General features: G+C 41.7%; 13 protein-coding genes, 1 pseudogene and 1 riboswitch. Of the genes and pseudogenes, 5 read left to right on the top strand and 9 right to left on the bottom strand.

The genetic code is table 11. The features are described 5' to 3' along the window. Positions 1 to 147 precede the first annotated feature (147 nt). The 3 genes from CWC02_RS17700 to CWC02_RS17690 form a co-directional block, all read right to left on the bottom strand. A complete protein-coding gene (locus CWC02_RS17700; protein ID WP_054552308.1) occupies positions 148 to 717 on the bottom strand; it encodes a hypothetical protein in 570 nt (189 codons plus the stop codon). A gap of 108 nt (positions 718 to 825) precedes the next feature. Continuing rightward, a riboswitch (cyclic di-GMP riboswitch) is annotated at positions 826 to 909 on the bottom strand. Positions 910 to 1,044: 135 nt separating this feature from the next. After that, positions 1,045 to 4,182 (bottom strand): efflux RND transporter permease subunit, encoded by a 3,138-nt coding sequence (locus CWC02_RS17695; protein WP_138619616.1) that lies wholly within the window; start codon positions 4,180 to 4,182, stop codon positions 1,045 to 1,047. 9 nt (positions 4,183 to 4,191) lie between these two features. Then, positions 4,192 to 5,364: an efflux RND transporter periplasmic adaptor subunit gene (locus CWC02_RS17690; protein ID WP_054552306.1), complete on the bottom strand. Its 1,173-nt coding sequence runs from the start codon at positions 5,362 to 5,364 to the stop codon at positions 4,192 to 4,194. 265 nt (positions 5,365 to 5,629) lie between these two features. Between CWC02_RS17690 and CWC02_RS17685 the strand changes: the two genes are divergently transcribed. Continuing rightward, positions 5,630 to 8,140, top strand: coding sequence for a zinc-dependent metalloprotease (locus tag CWC02_RS17685; protein ID WP_138619615.1), 2,511 nt, complete (start codon positions 5,630 to 5,632; stop codon positions 8,138 to 8,140). A gap of 49 nt (positions 8,141 to 8,189) precedes the next feature. Here the strand turns inward: CWC02_RS17685 and CWC02_RS17680 are convergent, their stop codons facing one another. Further along, positions 8,190 to 8,804 carry a PQ-loop domain-containing transporter gene (locus CWC02_RS17680; protein WP_138619614.1) on the bottom strand — a complete coding sequence of 205 codons (615 nt, stop codon included), beginning with the start codon at positions 8,802 to 8,804 and terminating at the stop codon, positions 8,190 to 8,192. 271 nt (positions 8,805 to 9,075) lie between these two features. Between CWC02_RS17680 and CWC02_RS17675 the strand changes: the two genes are divergently transcribed. After that, positions 9,076 to 10,215, top strand: coding sequence for a tetratricopeptide repeat protein (locus CWC02_RS17675; protein ID WP_138619613.1), 1,140 nt, complete (start codon positions 9,076 to 9,078; stop codon positions 10,213 to 10,215). A gap of 1 nt (position 10,216) precedes the next feature. On the opposite strand, the gene CWC02_RS17670 is transcribed toward CWC02_RS17675, so the two are convergent. The 5 genes from CWC02_RS17670 to CWC02_RS17650 form a co-directional block, all read right to left on the bottom strand. After that, positions 10,217 to 13,039 (bottom strand): TolB family protein, encoded by a 2,823-nt coding sequence (locus CWC02_RS17670; protein ID WP_138619612.1) that lies wholly within the window; start codon positions 13,037 to 13,039, stop codon positions 10,217 to 10,219. Between the two features lie 85 nt (positions 13,040 to 13,124). Continuing rightward, entirely contained in the window at positions 13,125 to 13,367 is a 243-nt protein-coding gene (locus CWC02_RS17665) for a hypothetical protein (protein WP_054552301.1), read from the bottom strand. Between the two features lie 79 nt (positions 13,368 to 13,446). After that, positions 13,447 to 15,009 (bottom strand): PH domain-containing protein, encoded by a 1,563-nt coding sequence (locus CWC02_RS17660; protein WP_228482630.1) that lies wholly within the window; start codon positions 15,007 to 15,009, stop codon positions 13,447 to 13,449. Then, positions 14,972 to 15,505 (bottom strand): PH domain-containing protein, encoded by a 534-nt coding sequence (locus tag CWC02_RS17655; protein ID WP_054552299.1) that lies wholly within the window; start codon positions 15,503 to 15,505, stop codon positions 14,972 to 14,974. Before CWC02_RS17655 ends, CWC02_RS17660 begins: the two co-directional genes overlap by 38 nt. A 68-nt stretch (positions 15,506 to 15,573) precedes the next feature. Continuing rightward, positions 15,574 to 16,425 (bottom strand): D-hexose-6-phosphate mutarotase, encoded by an 852-nt coding sequence (locus CWC02_RS17650; protein ID WP_138599104.1) that lies wholly within the window; start codon positions 16,423 to 16,425, stop codon positions 15,574 to 15,576. Positions 16,426 to 16,754: 329 nt separating this feature from the next. Here CWC02_RS17650 and CWC02_RS17645 point away from each other — a divergent pair, with 329 nt between their 5' ends. The 3 genes and pseudogenes from CWC02_RS17645 to CWC02_RS17635 all read left to right on the top strand — a co-directional run. Continuing rightward, on the top strand, positions 16,755 to 17,240 hold the full coding sequence (locus tag CWC02_RS17645) for a MarR family winged helix-turn-helix transcriptional regulator (protein WP_138619611.1): 486 nt from the start codon (positions 16,755 to 16,757) through the stop codon (positions 17,238 to 17,240). A gap of 105 nt (positions 17,241 to 17,345) precedes the next feature. After that, the gene (locus CWC02_RS17640; RefSeq protein ID WP_138619610.1) at positions 17,346 to 18,665 is read left to right on the top strand and encodes a porin; all 1,320 of its coding nucleotides are present in this window, start codon (positions 17,346 to 17,348) and stop codon (positions 18,663 to 18,665) included. Between the two features lie 224 nt (positions 18,666 to 18,889). Then, positions 18,890 to 19,279: pseudogene (locus CWC02_RS17635) on the top strand (YbaN family protein); the annotation flags it as partial. Positions 19,280 to 19,282 lie beyond the last annotated feature (3 nt).

Below are 19,282 nucleotides of genomic sequence, written 5' to 3'. Positions count from 1 at the left end.
AGTTGTTCTAAATGAGAAATTTTTAACGCAGTTAACGACAGGTTTAATCCCTCAAAATGATTAAGTATTATTGCGGGTTGGTATTAAAAAAGCCCACTCAAATTGAGTGGGCTAAGCAATGCTAAAATAGCATTTAGGGGGAAACTCTTAATGTGAAACTTGCTGCCAAGCCATAGCCCAGCTTTTTCCTACACCTGGTTCAAATAGCGGGTTGTGTGAATCTTTAACACGACAAAACTCGCTAAATGGCCATGGTTTACACATATAAATATGGCCTGTTTTAGGTTGTAAAACCTTAATTCCTGCACTGTAATCGTTGCATGCTTGAGGATAAACATAGTCATAATCTTGCAGACTATCTTTTACTCGCTCTTCACACTTGGCGATACAATTAAACGCCACTTTTACATGCGTAATACCCGAGCCTTCTAGGGCATAAATTTGGTTTGAGCGATAGGCTACCACTAAACCTTGATCAGTCATTTTTCCAGCTTTTACTAGCGGAATATGCACATTAATATGCTCAGCAACGGAGCGCGGCCAATTATGAGGCTCACCTTGATCCGTACTGACTATTGGATATTCGAATGATAAATCGACTAGCTCTCCTTGCATGTCATAAAAGGTCACAATCACCCTATCACCAACAAATAGTTGGGTATGATGATTCAAGCAACCAATCGGCAACCACTTCCCGGAGGCCATTGACGTATGCATAAACAAAGTATCACCCTAAGAACAACTAATAGGCATTATCTAACAACCGTACAAAATAAATACTTTTTAGTTTGAGGCAAAAGATCCAAAGCACTAGATTATGTGCTTATCAGCGGTCCCGCTATCATAGTTTAAAACCTTAGACCGGAAACTTTGCGTCCTAACTTTTCAGTTAGTTTGCCAAAAACAAGACTGAGTATAATCGCGACCGAATCACAAATCAAACAAAAGAATGTAACCAAAGGTCTTATATAGCAAATAGTTACTAGCAAAAGATGCAGAAACAAAAAAGCCAACCGCTCGGTTGGCTTTAAAACAGAAAGAGCTTTAGTCTTTCACCAGCTTTCTTCTGGTCGTTACTCGGTGACCAGAACGGAATATATTCAAAAAGCCATTACCTACATCACTCATGATAATGTACAAACAAGGTACTAGTACTAAAGTGATTAGAGTTGCAAACATAACCGCAAAACCAAGTGCAACCGCCATTGGAATTACAAACTTAGCTTGCAAGCTGGTTTCGAACATAATCGGTAGTACACCGGCAAAGGTTGTAATTGATGTCAGGGTGATTGCTCTAAAGCGCGCACAACCTGCTTCAATAACCGCTTGGCGAGTTGAAATACCTTCGCGGCGTGCTTGGTTTACAAAGTCGGTCATAACTAACGAGTCATTAATTACAACACCGGCCGCAGCAATCAAGCCAAAGCCCGACATCAAGCTAATATCTAAACCAAACCAGAAGTGACCCCAAATAGCACCGGTTAAGCTAAATGGAATAACCGACATAACAATTAGAGGCTGCGAATAGCTCTTAAGCGGTACAGCAAGCAAGATATACACTAAAATCATACCGCCGATGAAGAACATGATTTGCTCATTAGCTTGCGCCTGCTGCTCTTCAATTGAACCGCCTAGCTCAGTTTTAACTGACGGGTACTCTTCTTTTAACTGTGGCAACAAGTTCTCATCAACTTGCTTAACCACTTCACCCGGCTCAATCGCTTCTTCATCGATACTGCCGTAGATATACACAGTACGATAGCCACCCTCACGGCGAATATAGCTAATACCTGGTTTTTCGTTCAGCTCAACAACATCACCCAGCATCACCTCTTGACCTGCAGGCGTTGTGATAACGGCGTGCTTTAATGATGCAAACGCTTCACGTGTTAGTTTCGGGTAACGAACCATAACACGTACTTCTTCACCGCGACGAATAACACGCTGAGCTTCACCACCGTAGAAACTTGCACCTACTTGGTTAGCAATGTTGGCAAGGTCTAAACCTAGATCATATGCCACAGGTTTTAAGCTTAATTGCACTTCTTTGCTCGCCGGATCGATGGTCGAACTAATATCAAATAAGCCTTTTTGCTGTTGTAATAGTTGGATGAAACGACGACCTGCCTCATTTAAGGTATCGATATCTGGGCCATAAAGTAAGTAACCAAACTCACCATCCATACCACCGCCATTTACATCATCGTATATTTGCAGTGACTTCACACCAGGGATGCTTGGCATTTGTTCACGCCAACGACGAGATAGTTCGAATGCGTTATAAGGGCGAAGCTCTTCATCTACCAGCGGAGCAAGTAATTGTGCTTCAGTACGACCTTGGTTGAACACTAAGATATCGCGAATTAGCTTTTGGCCAAATTCACGTTCTGTTTCTTGGTCTACCTTGTTAACCATGGCTTCGATTTCACGAATAGCATTAATTGTTTGCATATCCGAGGCATTTTCATTCATTTCTAAACGAATTTGCGGAAAGTCCTGAGGTACTTTTGGTGTTGGTACCACACGCACTTGGTTTGAAGAAATTAAGCCAAACGTCAAAATCAATAAACCGATAAACGCAAATAGCACAAACCAGCGCCATTCAACACACAGCTCAATAAAACGTTTATATGGGCCATTTACAAACTCAAAGAAACGTTTGTTAAAACGCGCTCGCCAGCTATTAGGATTAATTGGCGGAAACTTAGTATGGGCAATGTGTGCTGGTAAAATAAGTTTTGATTCAATCAAACTAAATATCAAACACAGAATAACCACCACTGCGATACCGAAGAAAAATGCACTCTCTGGGCCACTTGATAATGTAAACGGTGCAAATACAGCAATAGTCGTTAAGACACCAAATGTTGCTGGGGTAGCAACGCGTTTTGCCCCATTTACCACGTTTACAACACCACCGCCTTTTTTCTCAATTTCGGTGTAGGCGCTCTCCCCTATGACTATGGCATCGTCGACCACGATCCCGAGTACCATAATAAAGGCAAATAACGACACGATATTAATACTGATACCAAATAATGGCATCATCATCATTGCCCCTAAGAAACACACAGGTAAACCAATCATTACCCAAAGTGCCAGCTTAAAGCGTAAGAAAATAGACAACATAATGGCCACCAAGATAGCCCCTTGGAAAAGGTTGGTTTTCATCATGTCTAAACGGGCATTTAGGTAATAAGTCATGTCCATCAGTGGCACAAGACGAAGACCGGCTGGTAGCTCTTTATTCTTTTGTTCAATAAAGGCTTTAACTGAATCAGCAACCGGGATCATATTTTGTTCTTTAGTTGCTTTTACAGATAAATAAACGGCATTTTCACCATTAAATTTAAAATAGCGTTCACCTTCAGTGAATTGGTCTTTGATCACAGCAATGTCGTTTAAAAGCACTTTCGCGCCATTAGCGCCAATTTTTACTGGGATCTGGCGGAACTCATCACCGCTGTAATATTGATTTTCAACACGTACCGAGATAATACCTGCGTCAGTACGTAATTGACCTGCTGAAATATTTGCAGAGTAACGACGTACAGCACTGGCCACCTCACTTAAAGTAAGGTTGTATTGACGAAGTGAATCTGGGTCAATTTCAATCGCAATCTCATCAAGTGGTACATCGTTTTGTACCAGCGACACATTAGATAATTGCAGTAACTCATCTTCAATTTTATTTGCAACAGGCTTTAACTCAGTAAGTGGAATATCACCAACTAGGGTCATACCAATCACGTCTTGGCGAAACTCAACCTGACTAATCGTCACCGGCTCCATGCCGGCAGGGAAAGTCGCAATACTGTCTACTCGTAGCTTCACTTTATCGAGTACATCAGTGAGCTCTGCATCTGTGTTGATCTCTAAACTTGCAGTGCCACTATTTCGGAACGAACGATATACACCACGTTTAATTTCGGTGACATCTTTTAGTGACTCTTCAATTTTGATCAGAATACTTTCTTCAATTTCCTGTGGTGAGGCACCCGGATAATTGGCCTGTACCTCGATATAGTTAATTTCAATATTCGGGAACATCTGACGCTGAATAGTGAAATAACTAATGATCCCCATGATGATGATAAACACCATCATTAAGTTAGCAGCGACCGAGTTATTGGCAAAATAGGCAATAAGGCCAGACTGTTTTTCTGTGTTTGTATCAGTCATAGTGCTACCTTAAAGCTTTTCAACCGCTGCAGTTTCTGCATCGCTTGTCATTTCTTTCATTCCAGCAATCTTCACTTCCATACCCTCTTGCGGATACTCCGGTAGCGTTAGAACCAACTGGTCATTCACTTCAAGGCCATCACTGATATAGAAGTACTCACCTTCTTCACGCACTACGGTTACTTTACGTGGTTCAAGTTTATTCTCGCCGTTCACAATCCACACCGTTTGGTTATTCACTAAAGACTGCGGTAAACGGTAGATGTTTTGTAATGTTGCACCGGCAAAGTTCACTTGAACGTAAGCACCAAATTTAATAGGTTGTACGTCGTGCTTTAAGCCGTATGGGTCATCAACACGAACAACTAAGTTGCTCATACGCGTCGCGTTATCAACAACGCCTAGGTCACGGTCAATTTCGGCTTCACGAGTAAAGCTGTTTAAGCCTTTATTGATAATGGTCGCTTTAACGCCTTTTAAGCGTTTTGGCAAAAATACACTATCGAAACCAGCAATTGGTACAATGATTTCTGCACTTTCAATATTATTAATTTCAGCAACTTGGCTGCCTACATTAATGTATTGACCGACACCAATTTCACGGCTGATCACCAGTGCATCGTAAGGTGCTTTCACCTCACAGCGAGCAAGGTCACGCTCGGCACGTTTTAATGCCGCTTGCGCTGATTTAACAGCTGCTTGTGCACTTAAAACTTGAGGTTTACGTAGGAATAAGTCGGTGCGCTCACGCTCTGGGTAACGTCTTGCTTCATCCTCTGCCACTTTAGCCTGTGCTTGCTCTTCGATCAGTGCCGCTTGAGCACTGGCAAGTGACGCTTCAGCTTGTAGTACAGCTGCTTCGTAGTTATCTTTTTCGATGGTAAATAACACTTCACCACGCGCTACGATGCCACCAGCAACAAAATTTGGATGCCAGCTTGTAACTTCACCTGCCACTTGCGAGGCAAGTAAGGTACTTTCAAGCGGTTTCACTTCGCCGTAACTATTAATAATCACTTGATGATCATCACTTGCTACTGGCTCAACCTGTACTAAAGGACGCACATCAACTACATCCTTGTCTTTAGGCTCTTGAGCAATCGCGTTTATTGCCTTAAAACCAGCAACACCAACGATTAATGCAACAAACGGTAAGATCCATTTTAATAAACTTGTGCGCATAACTTACACCTATAATATTTTCACTGGCCCTATCATACCAAAGCTGACAGAAACATTAATGTGACATTTGTAAGGAACTGTTACAAAAACAGATAAATTGGCAACACAAAAACCAAAACTTATCTAAGAACAATTTGTTACAAACAAAAACCACTTAATATCAGAGGCTTACAACACTACTTTCACACTTGTTAACAAACAGCCTTTTATCAAAGGGTTAATTCATTAAACTTGATTGAGAAATAATGAAAGGAACGAGTTAACAATGAAAATAACAAACATTGCGCTGGCACTAAGCTTAGCGTTTGCCATGAATGGCCACGCAGCCGAAACAAAAAAAGAAGAAAAGAAGCCAAAAACACTGGCTGAAATGATCAAAGATAAAAGCGAGTTTGCCGGTGTTTTCAGCATTTACCAAGATGCGAAAACCGGCGATAACTTAATGGTGATCGACCAATCTCAACTTGATACACCATTTGTGTACTTTGCTCACACCGTTGATGGTGTTACTGACGCAGGTCACTTCAGAGGGGCATATCGCGAGACAAAGCTAATTGAGTTTCGTAAATACTTTGACCGCATTGATATTATTAGCAAAACACCGCGCTATAAATTTGATGAAAACTCAGCCCTAGCACGCTCTGCCGATGCCAACATCAGCGAAGCTGTGCTTGCGAGTATTAAAATCGAAAAAGAAGAAGACGATAAAATTGCTTTTAAAGTTGATAAGCTCTTTTTAAGTGAAGCACTGCATAAAGTGTCACCTTGGGCGAACCCAAAAGATAAAAATGCCAGCAAGCGCTTTAAACTTGGTAAGTTAAACGACAAAAAATCGCGAATCGTTAAACAGCGCCCTTACCCAAATAACCTAGATGTTGTGGTGGATTATGTATTTTCTAATGCTAACCCAACAGTGCGAGGCTCAAAAGCCGTAAGCGACCCTCGTAATGTTTCAATTAAAGTACAGCATTCATTTGTCGCGTTACCGAAAAATGATTATCAAGCTCGCCAAGATGACGCGCGTATTGGTTATTTCACTAACGAATTCGACAATATGACATCAGCAGATTGGGCACCATATGAAGATGTCATCAAGCGCTGGGACTTACAAAAGAAAGACCCATCAGCTGCACTTTCTGAGCCAGTTAAACCAATTACTTGGTGGATTGAAAATACTACCCCGGTTGAGTGGCGAGACACTATTCGTGATGCAGTACTAGCATGGAATAGCTCATTTGAAAAAGCAGGCTTTAAAAATGCCATCGAAGTAAAAGTACAACCTGATGACGCTGATTGGGATGCGGGCGATATTAACTACAACGTATTACGTTGGACTGCATCACCGCGCCCTCCATTTGGTGGTTATGGTCCTGCCCTTGCAAACCCATTAACCGGTGAAATATTAGGCTCTGACATCATGTTAGAGTATGTTTTCATGAAAAACCGTTGGATGTACGACACTTTATATACTCAAAGTGCAGCCACGCTTGAAACTAGCCAAAACAGCACCGATTTACATTGCTCATTGGGCCACAGCATTCAAGAAAACATGCTACTTGCTAAAGGCTTAGGCACAGGTGCGAGCATTGAAAACAAAGAGATTTTACGCCAAGGCTTAACTCAGCTTGTTTTACACGAAGTGGGCCATACCCTTGGTCTTAACCACAATATGAAATCATCTATCTTGTGGGATGAAAAAGAAGTTCACGATAAGAGTAAAACGCAAGGTATCGTAACGGGTTCTGTTATGGACTATGCACCAGCAAACATTGCCCCTATTGGTATGCAGCAAGGTGATATCTTCCAAACCAAACCTGGCCCTTACGATGATTGGGCAATTGAATACGGCTACAGCCAAGCATTGGCTGATAAAGCAGCTGAGCAGAAGCGCCTTGAGAAAATTCTCGCTCGCTCATCTGAGCATGCTTTAGCGTTTGGTAATGATGCTGATGATATGCGTGCTCCAGGCCGCCATATTGACCCACGTGTAATGATTGGCGATATGTCATCTAACCCTGCCGCATATGCTGATGATCGTATGGAGCTTATCAATAAGCTGTTTACTGAACTTAAAGACAAAGCCACGGTTAATGGTGAGTCATACCAACAGCTGGTTACCTCAGCGAACATTTTATTTAGAAGCTACAGAACACAAGCAGGCGTGGTATCTCGTCAAATTGGTGGTGTTTATGTAGAACGTAATGTGGTGGGCGATGACAAAAATGGTGCACCATTTACGCCTGTGCCACTTGAGCGCCAGCAACATGCAATGCAAGTGTTAGCCGACAAAGTATTCTCGCCAAATGTGCTTTCGAGCATGCAGCCACTGTATAACTACCTGCTACAGCAGCGTCGTGGTTTTAATCATTACGGTAAGAACGAAGACCCTAAACCACACGGCATGATTTTAGGTATGCAGAAGCTGGTACTTGCTCAGTTGTTGCACCCAGCAGTTATGCTGCGTATTTCAGACAGTGCGATGTATGGCAACGAGTATTCACTTAACCAATTTATGAATGACTTAACAGCAAGCATTTTTGTAGACAGCAAAAAAGCAAACACCCTAAGTCACAATCTACAAGTTGAATATGTGAATCAGCTAATCACGATCGCTGGTTTAGGCAAAGCGAGCAAGCACGATAACCTAGCCAAAGCTGCCGCGCTTTATCAGTTAAATCAAATTGCTGATATGAGCGTACCATGGGGTGCAGACACCGCAGCTAAAGCGCATAAGCAATATATCGATCGCTTAATTAGTAAAGCCCTCGAAGCATAATCTTAGCAACACAAAAAAGGCTGCCACTTGGCAGCCTTTTGTTTTTAGTTTAAGCCATTGCTGGGCGCGATTTATAATACTGAATACACCCTAGTTGCGCTGCATTAGTCAGTAGAATCATTACAAAGGTCAGTATGTGAGACACACTCGGTGTCGTCATAGCAAGCTCGGCAGCAAGGCCGCAGCTTCCAGCAACAAACTGTAGGCTAAAGTAGCGCGCACTTAAATTACTAATATCACCACTTTTAATGGTTTTATAAGTCTGCGGCATAACACGAATAGAGCTCATGACTAAACCTACATAGGTTAGCCAGTTAAGCACCGTTGCTGTTTCATAATGAGGGTTAAGCAACAAACCAAAAGGCACGACCGAGATAGCTAATAACCCAGCTAGCTGCATGCGTTGCTTTCGTTCAGCATTGTAACGAACAAAGTAGTAAAGAATCACACCACTTAGCATGCCGGTAACAACAAACGGCAAAACCATGTAAAAACGCTGAAAAAACAGATTAAAGGTGATGAAATACACACTTTGCGCAACACCAAAGCTCATCATTAACAGCGAAACGCCCGACACACTGCGATTTTTACGGATCTTATTTAAAAGCGGATAAAAGCTAAACGCTAAAATAAAGCATGAAATAATCGGCAAAAAGTGCGCCAAAACAGACCTCTCTCGTTACAATTTAGTTAATAAGTTAGCAATTTATAAATCGCCCATGAAAGCGCAGTAAACAACTGTTTTTAAAGCGATTTAAAAGAGCGCGGCATTGTAATGAGAGAGTATTAGAATGCAATAAAGAATAAAAAATATACAACTGACTATTGGCAAGATATCCGTACAAGCTGTTTACAGCTGATGACACTAACGACTGACTTGAATAGTCACTGCAATATGGGTACATTGAGCGGATAGTATTCAGGAGAGAAAAGCTATGAAGCCAATTTTATATGTAATTGTTTTATTTTCCTTTTTGGCTGGATGCGAGAGTACAAGCCAACAGTCAGCCCCCCCTCCTAGCGTTGCCAGCTTACTAAACAATGAACATTTTCAACAAGTTGAACTAAAAGACCCTGAACTTTTTACCTTACCAGCCGAGGAACAAAAGCGCTTCCTTAACTATTTCACAAGACACCAAGGTGACTATTTAAGAGATGATCAAGTTCTTTATCAATACTTAGAAAATAAGCTCAGTAATTTTAATTATTTGAGCGCCACCTTAAATGCCCAACAGGCATTACAAAATGAGCAAGGCAATTGCATCAGTTTAGCAATTTTAACTCACGCATACGCGCAACTAGTCGGGCTCAAAACTGGTTTCCAAGCGGTCTCAAGTGAGCCTGTTTATAGTAAGCAAAATAATATAGTGTATGTGTCAGGCCATTTTCGCACCAAAGTCTATGCCCCTTTAAGTGAAGAAGATAATTATTTGGTACCGCCAGGTACTGTCATTGACTACTTTCCTGCTCGTGGTAGTTTTTATTCCGGCCGCGCTGAACTAAAAGATTTAATTAGCCGTTATTACAGCAACTTAGCTAGCGACGCACTTATTGCTAACCAATTTGATTTGAGCTACAGCTATATTTTAAAAGCCAATGAATATACACCAAATTCTGCTGCGCTTTACAATTTAGCTGCCGTATTACATCGTCAATCGGGTGATTTAGCTGGAGCAAAACATATTTATCAAACAGCGATGCAGCATGGCTTTAAAGATACGAATTTACTACATAATTACGCAGTGCTGGCCGAGCAACTTAATGATCACGTATTGGCAGAGCAGCTCAATTCACAACTTGCTATGCTTAGACAAGACCCGTTCGAGTTACTCGCTACAGCGATTAACGCTCGTAACAATGGCCAATTTTACAAGGCAAAACAACAACTCGAGGAGGCTATCGCATTAGCTCCGTATTTATCTGAACCCTATATAGAATTAGCGATTGTAAGTTATCAGCAAGGTAATGAACAAAGCAGCAAAGAATGGCTAGAAAAAGCCATTGAGATAGAAAATAAAGACGAAAAACTAGCACTTTATCACGCCAAGCTTTTCGCCTTAAAAGGTCAACACTAGTTTATAACGAGTAATAAAAGCTTAGCCAAGCGCGTAAATCATTTTCAAAGTCGTCGCCTTCTACTCGGGCGACGCCAAAATCAAGGTTTACATCATTTAAACCTGCAGGCCCCATGCCAAAGCTAAAGTCTCCTTGCCACTTGAGACCATAACTTTGCGCATAAACTCGGTTATCGACCTGATGCTGTTGGTAGTAAAGCCAAGGTAATGAATCTTTGTAACTAATGCCCCCGCCATAGCCTTTATAGCGGTTACCTAATTGACTAATAAACGGCAGCTCAGGAGCAACAACAAAGCCGCTTTGCGTGTCATTATTAATTAAGTTTGACTCATAACCACCAAGCGAAAGGGTGCTATCATCGCGATATTGCTGAGCAAAATTAGCATAAACGGGAATATCATAGGCATAACCGCTCAATACGGTAGCAAAGTTATAGCCCTGCCAATTATTCGAGTCAGCATCACCGGATAGCCACTGGGCACTTACGGACTGAGCAAAACCATATTGCTGTCTATCATGTTGCCATTTTTGTTCAAGTCCAAGGGTTAACCATTGATCATCCCCATTACTAAAGTCACTGTAGTTATAGCTCAAACTCGGCGTAATACTGAGGTGCTGAAACTGCAACGGGTAACTCAAAGCTAAATGCGCCCCTGTGTTACTAATGTTTAGTGGCATTTGTGAGTGGTACTGTTTTGCTGATTCAAGGTCGTAATCAAATAACAGCGCTTTAAATTTTAAATCAAACGCTGAGTACTTAACGGCCGCGAACACCCCTTCTAATGCTTTGTCATGTAAATCAGCACTATAGCCTGCCTGTAAATCGAGCTGCTTTAAAAAGTCATTGCTTTTTACTCCAAGGGTAAGCAGTGAAGATGAAGCCGAATAGTACTGAGATGCCAACGAAAAGGTTGGTTTTTGCTGCCAAATATCATAATCGCCTGGCTCAGTTGGGCTTTGCGGATAGATTTTCGCCTCAGGTAATACTTCGCTCGTTACTTGCCCTCGTGGTGGCGCCGCACTTTTAGCAAATTCAACAACCTCTAATCCTTGTGGTTGCTCAGCAAAATGCTTGATATTCGGCCCTTCAGCAGTGATCGATAAATACAAAAGTTCACCATTATTCATTGCCATTGGGTGTGCAACAGCTTCTTGGCCTTGCGTTAATTGGCGTAGTGAATTGCTTTGTAGATCATAATGATATAAATCGAGAGCTTTCTTTTTACCGGCAACAAAATATAGCCCTTTGCCATCTGCTTGCCAATTAGGTTGTGACACATACTGATAGCCCTCAGGCATTGGCACAGTAAGTGATTTTTGAGAGCTTAAGTCTTGTATATACAACTGCCAATTGGCATTCAATGTCGCTTTTAAATAAGCAAGTTGAGCTTTATTAGGGCTTAGTAATGGATAGTCATAAACCGTTTCTAGGCTTTTCTCAAATAAAGGGGTAGAAACACCCGTATTGAGGTCAAGGCGCACTAGCTCAGAGAAACCATGCTGAGTTTGCTCAGCATAAACAGTTTGCCCGTTATCACTAATACTAAAGCGGCGCAGCCCTGCATGATGCGTCAAAGCGCTCACTTTACCAGTGTCGATATCATAGCGGTATAAATCAGAAATACCTTGAATGGAGCCTTTAGCAACTGTTGTTGTGGCAGTGAAAAACAAAGTATTTTCGTCTAACCACTGCGGGTTTTTTATACCCTGCCTATTAATTTGTTGAAGCACATGTTGTTGCTTACGCTTAAAGACATTGGGGGCTTTATCTGCGATATCGACAGGATCATCATCAAGTAACGCTTGTTGCTGCTTTGCAAAATCATCGGCAGCCTGTTGATTGTCATCAGTGCTATAAATGACTAAACGGGTTTCGTCATCTTTGTTGCGCTCAACAATCGCAAGTTTACTGTTATCTAAACTTAAAACAGGGTTCGAAGCGTATAAATCAAGCTCTAACCAAAGCTTACTTGTAAGTGTTTGCTCACTTACCTCTTTAGCCATTGCTTTATAAGTATATTCGGCAATAAAACGACGATATAGGCGCTCAGGTGAGTCGCCAAATACCCCGCTAAAGGCCTCATCAAAATCACGTGCTTTAACCGCTTGCATGCGTGTCCAAACTGCATCAAGAGTTTGCGCTGAATAGTTCTCTTCGAGCCATGCAAGAAAGCGAGAACCCATTAAATACGCCATTGAGCCAGCTAAATAGCCTCCTTCGGTACTACTCAATTGGTTATATTGTGGCAGCGCACCTTGCTGGGCAAATTCAACCAGTATTGCTTCTGAAAGGTTATCGTATAAACGGCCTCGGCCTGTCATTTTCGACTCAAGCAGCGTTGCATAGCCTTCGGCAGCCCAGCGCGGCATTTCGCCATCAACTAAATCGTAAATATCCCAACTATTACGAATAGCTTGGCGCACGTCACTTCGAGTAGGCTGAGCAAGGTGCACCAAATGAATATATTCGTGCAAAATTAATAACTGCTGCCAACCATCGGTGTTAGAAATCACCGTGTCGGATTGTGGAGGCGTGGTAAACAAAGCCATTAAAGGCTTATTAGTCACCGGCAAAGCAAAGCCATTGGAGGCGTTAAACGGGTCGAAAACTAGTACATCGACCACTTCATCAAGGGCACGGTTTTGCTGTTTTAAAACCTTATCACGAACAATTTCAAGCTCTGTTGCTGCTGAACGGGCCCATTGCTGATTCTCAGTACTAAAATGCACATTAAAGTGCTCGGTATGAATAGTTTGCCAAGTCTCTTGGCTTGAAGCGTGGCTAGCAGCAAGTAGTGCCGCAGTTAACAGGGCTTTTTTCATCACAATCCTTGATTAGCAAGTTATTTAATTTAAGGATTAGTATGCGATGCTTTTTAAAAAGGCTGAAGTTAAAAAGTGTAAGAAATTACTCGATTTTAAGTGGGCGAACCAAGCCTAGTAATTGATAAACAATAAATATTGTTGCTGCAAACATAATACTGCTTCTCAATGCACCAAGACCCGCAAGAGCCATCGCGCCAGTCACAAGCAAAGCAATACAAGTCACTGCACAACTTACGCAAAGACCTTTACACTCCTTCTTATTGCGAGCATAGCAAAGCAATCCGACAACACCTGAAATAGCTAAAATAGGTAGTAAATAAATCATTGCGAACCTCCATCTGTAGCTTTTGAGAAAGTATACTCAAAAACCCAAACAGGTCAATGATATTGAGAATTATTTTCATTTAAAACCAATTCCGCTCGACGCCTTCTATTTCATATAGGGCGAAATCAGCAAACTGCTCAGCCAGCTCTGCTTTTAAATAAGGCATTGATACTGAACCAGAAGCAAGTTGTATATACAAGCTTTTAAGCTGTGATCGGCGCATTAAATAAGTGCTTATTGTGGTGACACTTTGTGCTTTATAGATTTCAAAAACACGATACTGCACACCCAGCATGCCGGTTTTAAATACGGCAAAAAAGCGGCCGTCATGTTGATACATAGCCACACCCGTTTTTTGATAATTCAAAAACACACCGATCATCAAAACTAAGCCCACGACAATGCTCCACAGCATCGTAGCAGCATCAAATAAGGCATTGAAAATTAAAGCAGAAAATATAGTAGGTAGGAGCACATATAAAAACGTATTCTTATAAAGTAAAGCGCGCTCAGGCTTAACAAAGTTAAGCTCTGTTAAATCAACAAACCATGGAAATAACCAGCCACACACGGCTTGCACTTGCTCTTTGGTGATTACTGGCATCACTAACGTTTGTTTATTTTTATGTGCCGCAACCCCAGCTGCCATACCACCACTACTCACTTGTGGGCAAATTAAGGTATAGCGATTAAGCAGCCGAGCAATAATATTTTGCTTGATTTGCACACTTTGAATTTTCGACACGCTGATCGAGAGTTGCTGGCGCTCAAATAAACCTGCCACACGCTTAAACTTATCGTCCTGAAAATACAGCTGAAAGTTAAAAAAGCGCACCAAGGCCATGACAACAGAAAGTAAAATAGCACATAAAACAATGGCAACAACCATGATTAACACAGCGATTGCAGCGGCACTACCAACGAACGCAGCTTGCTCATTCAGTATGGCCTCTAGGCGGTTTATAATGGTTTTTTCGAGGTACTCAAAAATCACATTCATAAATGGAGCAAGTGCAGCCAATGCCAATATTGCCATGTTCGACATCAAACCAAACTTAGCAATTTCAGCATTGCTGATCGTTAATGTTTTCGGTTTATCTGTTGCTTCGCTCTGCTCAATAGACGGCTGTTCTTGCTGTTGTAACTGAGCCTTAAATTCCATAACTTGTTCACGAACTTGCTCGGCATAGCTAAGCTTAACTCCCGGGATCACAGCTTCTTGAGCACTACTACCGGCGGCATCGAAAATACAATTAACTAAATTAACTGGCTGAAAATAAAAAGGTTCGGCAATGTTTACGTTCTGTACTCGAGCAAATTTTAGGGTTAGCCGCTCTTTTTTAAATACCCCTTTATTGAGCAGTATTTCGTGACCATCCGTTATGCGGTATTTAAAATTACGATAATAAGCAAAGGCATACAGCACTAAAACTAAAGAGGCCACGGCAACAGCTATTTGCCCCCAAAACAGCTTTTGCTCAACTTGCGTAACAAATAACACCAAAATAGGCAGTAAATTAAGCAGCCCATCTTTTATGAAGCGCAGTGCAAAGTGAACAATAAAATACAGTAGCGCCCATGGCGACACGCGTTGCCATTGTTGATCACTCATCGGCAAGCTCATTTTCTTGAGTTGCTGCATTATCACCATAACTTTGCACGAACTGGCGGACATCATTGCATTGTTCGTCCGTTAACCCACTGATATGTAAATCAGCACTCATGCCACCGGCACTGTAAAGCCTGAGTGTTGCGAGTCCTAACTTTCGCTCAATTGGGCCGCGATGAATTTCGGTGTGTTGCACACGAGAAATAGGCAATAAGGTGATTTGTTGCCAAATTAAACCTCGCTTAAAGGCAATATCATGCTCTCTTACTGCCACCCCTTTGGCGCGAACGCTGTAAAGGTTGTAAACCATTGACAGTATTACCAACAATGGCAAAACCAAAAGCCAAGGTGTAGCAATAGCTTGGCTAATGGCTGGATTAAAGTGCCGTACTGTAATGATCACGGCCATTAAAGGCACATAAAACAACAACCAATTTAGTTGTACATGCCATATCGCATTATCTGCAAGTGGTTGGAATTGAATCGTTTGATGCTTTGGTAGGGTTTCTATTTGTTGATTACTAAACACGGTAATTCCTTGTAAAGGCCAGCTGTGCCGGCCTTACGTGCTAACACTGAGTTATTATATGTTATAAATTATACCCAGCGTAGTTTTGTTGCAAGTGTGTGGCTTGCTCCTGGTGCAAGTTCAACACTATCATCAAGGACATTAGCCGCTTCTAAACACAGCATGACGTGATATTCGTCATCAGCAAAATTTGAAAGACGTTTTGATTTATCAATCCATGGGTTCCAAAGTACACACGATGTTGAATTTTCGCGGCCTACTTCAATAATGCCATCAGGTGTAATGATACGCTGAGTGTCTTTTGCTTCGGTGTAAACCATGTCTGTTTCACGCGCGAACGACACTAACTCATTTTGCTCAAATGGACCTTCAGCAAATTCGATGTATTTCGCGCCTTGCAGGCCATCTACTTTTGTTTCTTCAATTGCTGGTGTTGGGAAATACGTGTGCAGTGCTTGAGTGAACTGTACAGTTTGGTTATCTAAGTTTGTGGTTGTTAAACGTAGCTCTAAGCTAGAGGTTAAAATAAACTCGGCCAATAACTTAGTTTTATAAGGCCAATACTTTTCATCAACTTGCGTCATCGGTAATGACAAGCTGATATAAATAGAATCGTCTTGTTCTTTCACTTCTTCTGCGCGCCATAAACTTGTGCGAGCAACACCATGAGCTGGCCAGCCTTCATGTTGGCTTACTCCGAACCATGGCCAACAAATCGGAATACCGCCTCGCACACCTTTGCCTTCTTGGTAATCTTCTAATTCTGAGACCCATAATAGTGGCTTTTTATCGGTTGGCGTGAACTCAGTGATCTGCGCACCTTGCAGAAAAATAGTAGCGCTACAAAACTCACTAGCAACTTTAATAAATTCAAGCCCGGTTTCACTTTGCTCAATCGTAACTGATGGCGATAACTTCATAATTCGTCCCATTTAATGAAAGAAAAATCCACCTTACCCAATGCAGTGGCTTTTAGTAAATAATATTTAGTTATTTGTATAAATTGTTTTACTACAAAGTGATGGTGTCACCTCGTAGTTGCATTTTAAGTGTTAACAACAATTACTCCATCTAAATTTCAACTTTTATGTTTTAATTTCTACTCTAATTAATAAATAAACACGATAACAACCTTTATGGCCGCAAATTATAAGCCACATAGTTATTATTTATTTGAACTCAATTTATTAGATGTGTAATATTTTGCGATTGCGGTTGTTCCACGCCGCCTTATTTAAGAGACAGAAACATGCAAAAGTATGACGAGCTACTAGTGTCGCTGCGCAAAGTGATCAGAGCCATCGACCTTCATTCAAAACAGCTCAATAAAACCTCAGGCTTAACAGGCCCACAATTACTGATTATGAACGAGGTTGCACAAACCGATGGCATTACCGCTAGTCGCATTGCACAAAATGTAAATCTAAGCCCAGCGACGGTTACCAATATCTTAGACCGTATAGAAAACCGTAACCTGATCACCCGTGTACGTAGCCAATTAGATAAACGCCGAGTTAGTTTGCATCTAACAGAAGCGGGTAAACAGCTACTAGATCAAGCACCTCAGCCTCTGCAAGAACACTTCATTGAAAAGTTCTCTGCACTTGAAGAGTGGGAGCAAAGCTTATTACTTTCATCAATGCAACGTATTGCCGCAATGATGGATGCAGATCAGCTTGATGCTTCACCCCTGCTTGAAGTTGGCGCAATCACCAAGACATTAGAACCACAGTAAAAATTAAAACTGATTGATTAATATTAATTTTCTGTGGCTAGTCTTGGGTTCAGCATGAATATCAACTATGCTTGGTAGTACCCATTCCAACACTAGCGAAAATTCATGCTTAAACTATCAAAGTTAGCCCTCGCAATAGCCTTGGGCACAACTTCAAGTCTTAGTCAGGCATCTGAAATTGATGACCTTCAAAAACAGCTGCAGTTACTGAAACAGCAAATGCAGCAACTGCAAAGCAAACTTGATGCTGCAGAAGAAAAATCACAGCAACAAGCCGAGAAACAAGCGCAAATTGATGCACAAGTAGCAAAGCAACAAAAGCAACTTGAGCAGCAAACAGCGGCTGTTGAAGCTCCTAAAAAAGAATCTGGCATTAAGGTTGGGGGTGCAGTACGTACCAACTTCAGCCATACATCCTATGACGATGGTAATAAAAACCGCGGTGGCGACTTCGACTTTGACATCTTCAGACTAAATTTTGCAGGCGATGTCGGTGATGTACAGCTTAACGCTGAGATCCGTTTTTTCGATTACATGACTGCAGTTAAATATGCCTATGCAGCCTATGACTTTGCTGAAGACTGGCAGGTGCAGGCAGGTATTACCAAAGTGCCTTTTGGTAACTGGCCTTACAACTCGCACAACTATTTCTTTGGCACTACTTATTATATAGGTCTTGAAGATGATCATGATTTAGGTGTTCTATTCAAGCGCAAAATTGCTGATAACTGGCAAATTGATCTTGGCTTTTTCAAAAATGATGAGCTAGGTGGTGTTGATGGTTACGTAAGCGACAGAAGCGACCGCTACTCATATGATGTTGTCGGTTTCCGCTCTGCTGATGAAGGTGTTTATGCCGAACCAACCAATCCAATTGGTGAGTACAATACCTTCTCTGGTCGTTATGGCTATCATTTTGAGCATGACGGTGGCACCACTGAGCTAGGTGTTTCTGCGTTATCGGGTGGCTTACATGACGGCGAAGATAAAGCCGGTGATTACTACGCTTGGGCACTGCACTTAAACAGTACTATTGGCCCATGGAATTTCCAGCTTCAGCATGGTGAGTATAACTACGATATCGACAACGTCGACCGTATGGCTGTGGGTGCTTATGCGTTTTACGATAGCATTGCCGCAGAAGCAACCATGACTAATGCCAATATCGCTTACAGCCTGCCTGTAGAGTGGGGTCCGGTAACAAACCTGCAGTTTTATAATGACTACGGCATTATTTATGACAAGTCAGATAACAGCGAAGATACATGGATGAATGTAACAGGGGTATCTGTTGCCGCAGGTGGCTTATTCACTTATTTTGATTTTGTACAAGCGAAAAACCAACCATTTGTTGGCGGCTCAATTGCTGGCGACAGCGACGACACTGAAACTCGCTTCAATATCAATATTGGTTATTATTTCTAGAAATAGCCAAAAATAAGACCTACAAGCCCAGTTTAAACTGGGCTTTTCATTTGTTTGAAGTAAGTTTACCTATAGTGTTAGCTAATAATATTAAGCTGAGCTAAAGTTAAATAAACAACATGGTGTAGACTATGTTGCTAAAACCAATAAATACAAACCACCTTGATCATAGGTATCGAGCAAGCACTACAACGATTTAAGTTTTATCAGGCCCAACTTTATTGATGAATGTGAGAGCGGCGTTTAACGCCTATAAAAATGGCTGCTATCAATTACTCGGGTTATTGATGGTGGGTTTAGGTATCATAGGTATTGCATTACCTGTGATGCCTACGACTATCTTTTTTATACTAGCATTGGCGTGCTTTACCCGCTCATCACCCAAGCTTTCTGCCTGGCTGCTAAACCACCCAAGATACGGCCAACCGTTAAGGTTTTGGCAAGAGCATAAGGTTGTCCCTACCCGCGCTAAGTTATTAGCAGGTTTTGGTATGGCTATCGGATATGCTTTTTTACTACAAAGTACCGCGCCAATTTGGGTGATGTATCTTGTGGCAGTGATTGAATTGAGCGTATTAGCCTATTTAATTAACCGCCCATCTGCGCCCAATAAACCA

Origin of the sequence: Pseudoalteromonas sp. S2721 (assembly GCF_005887425.1) — a bacterium.
Taxonomy (GTDB): domain Bacteria; phylum Pseudomonadota; class Gammaproteobacteria; order Enterobacterales; family Alteromonadaceae; genus Pseudoalteromonas; species Pseudoalteromonas simplex.
Note: the sequence above shows the minus strand (reverse complement) of the source record. Positions and strands in the feature narration are given on the sequence as shown.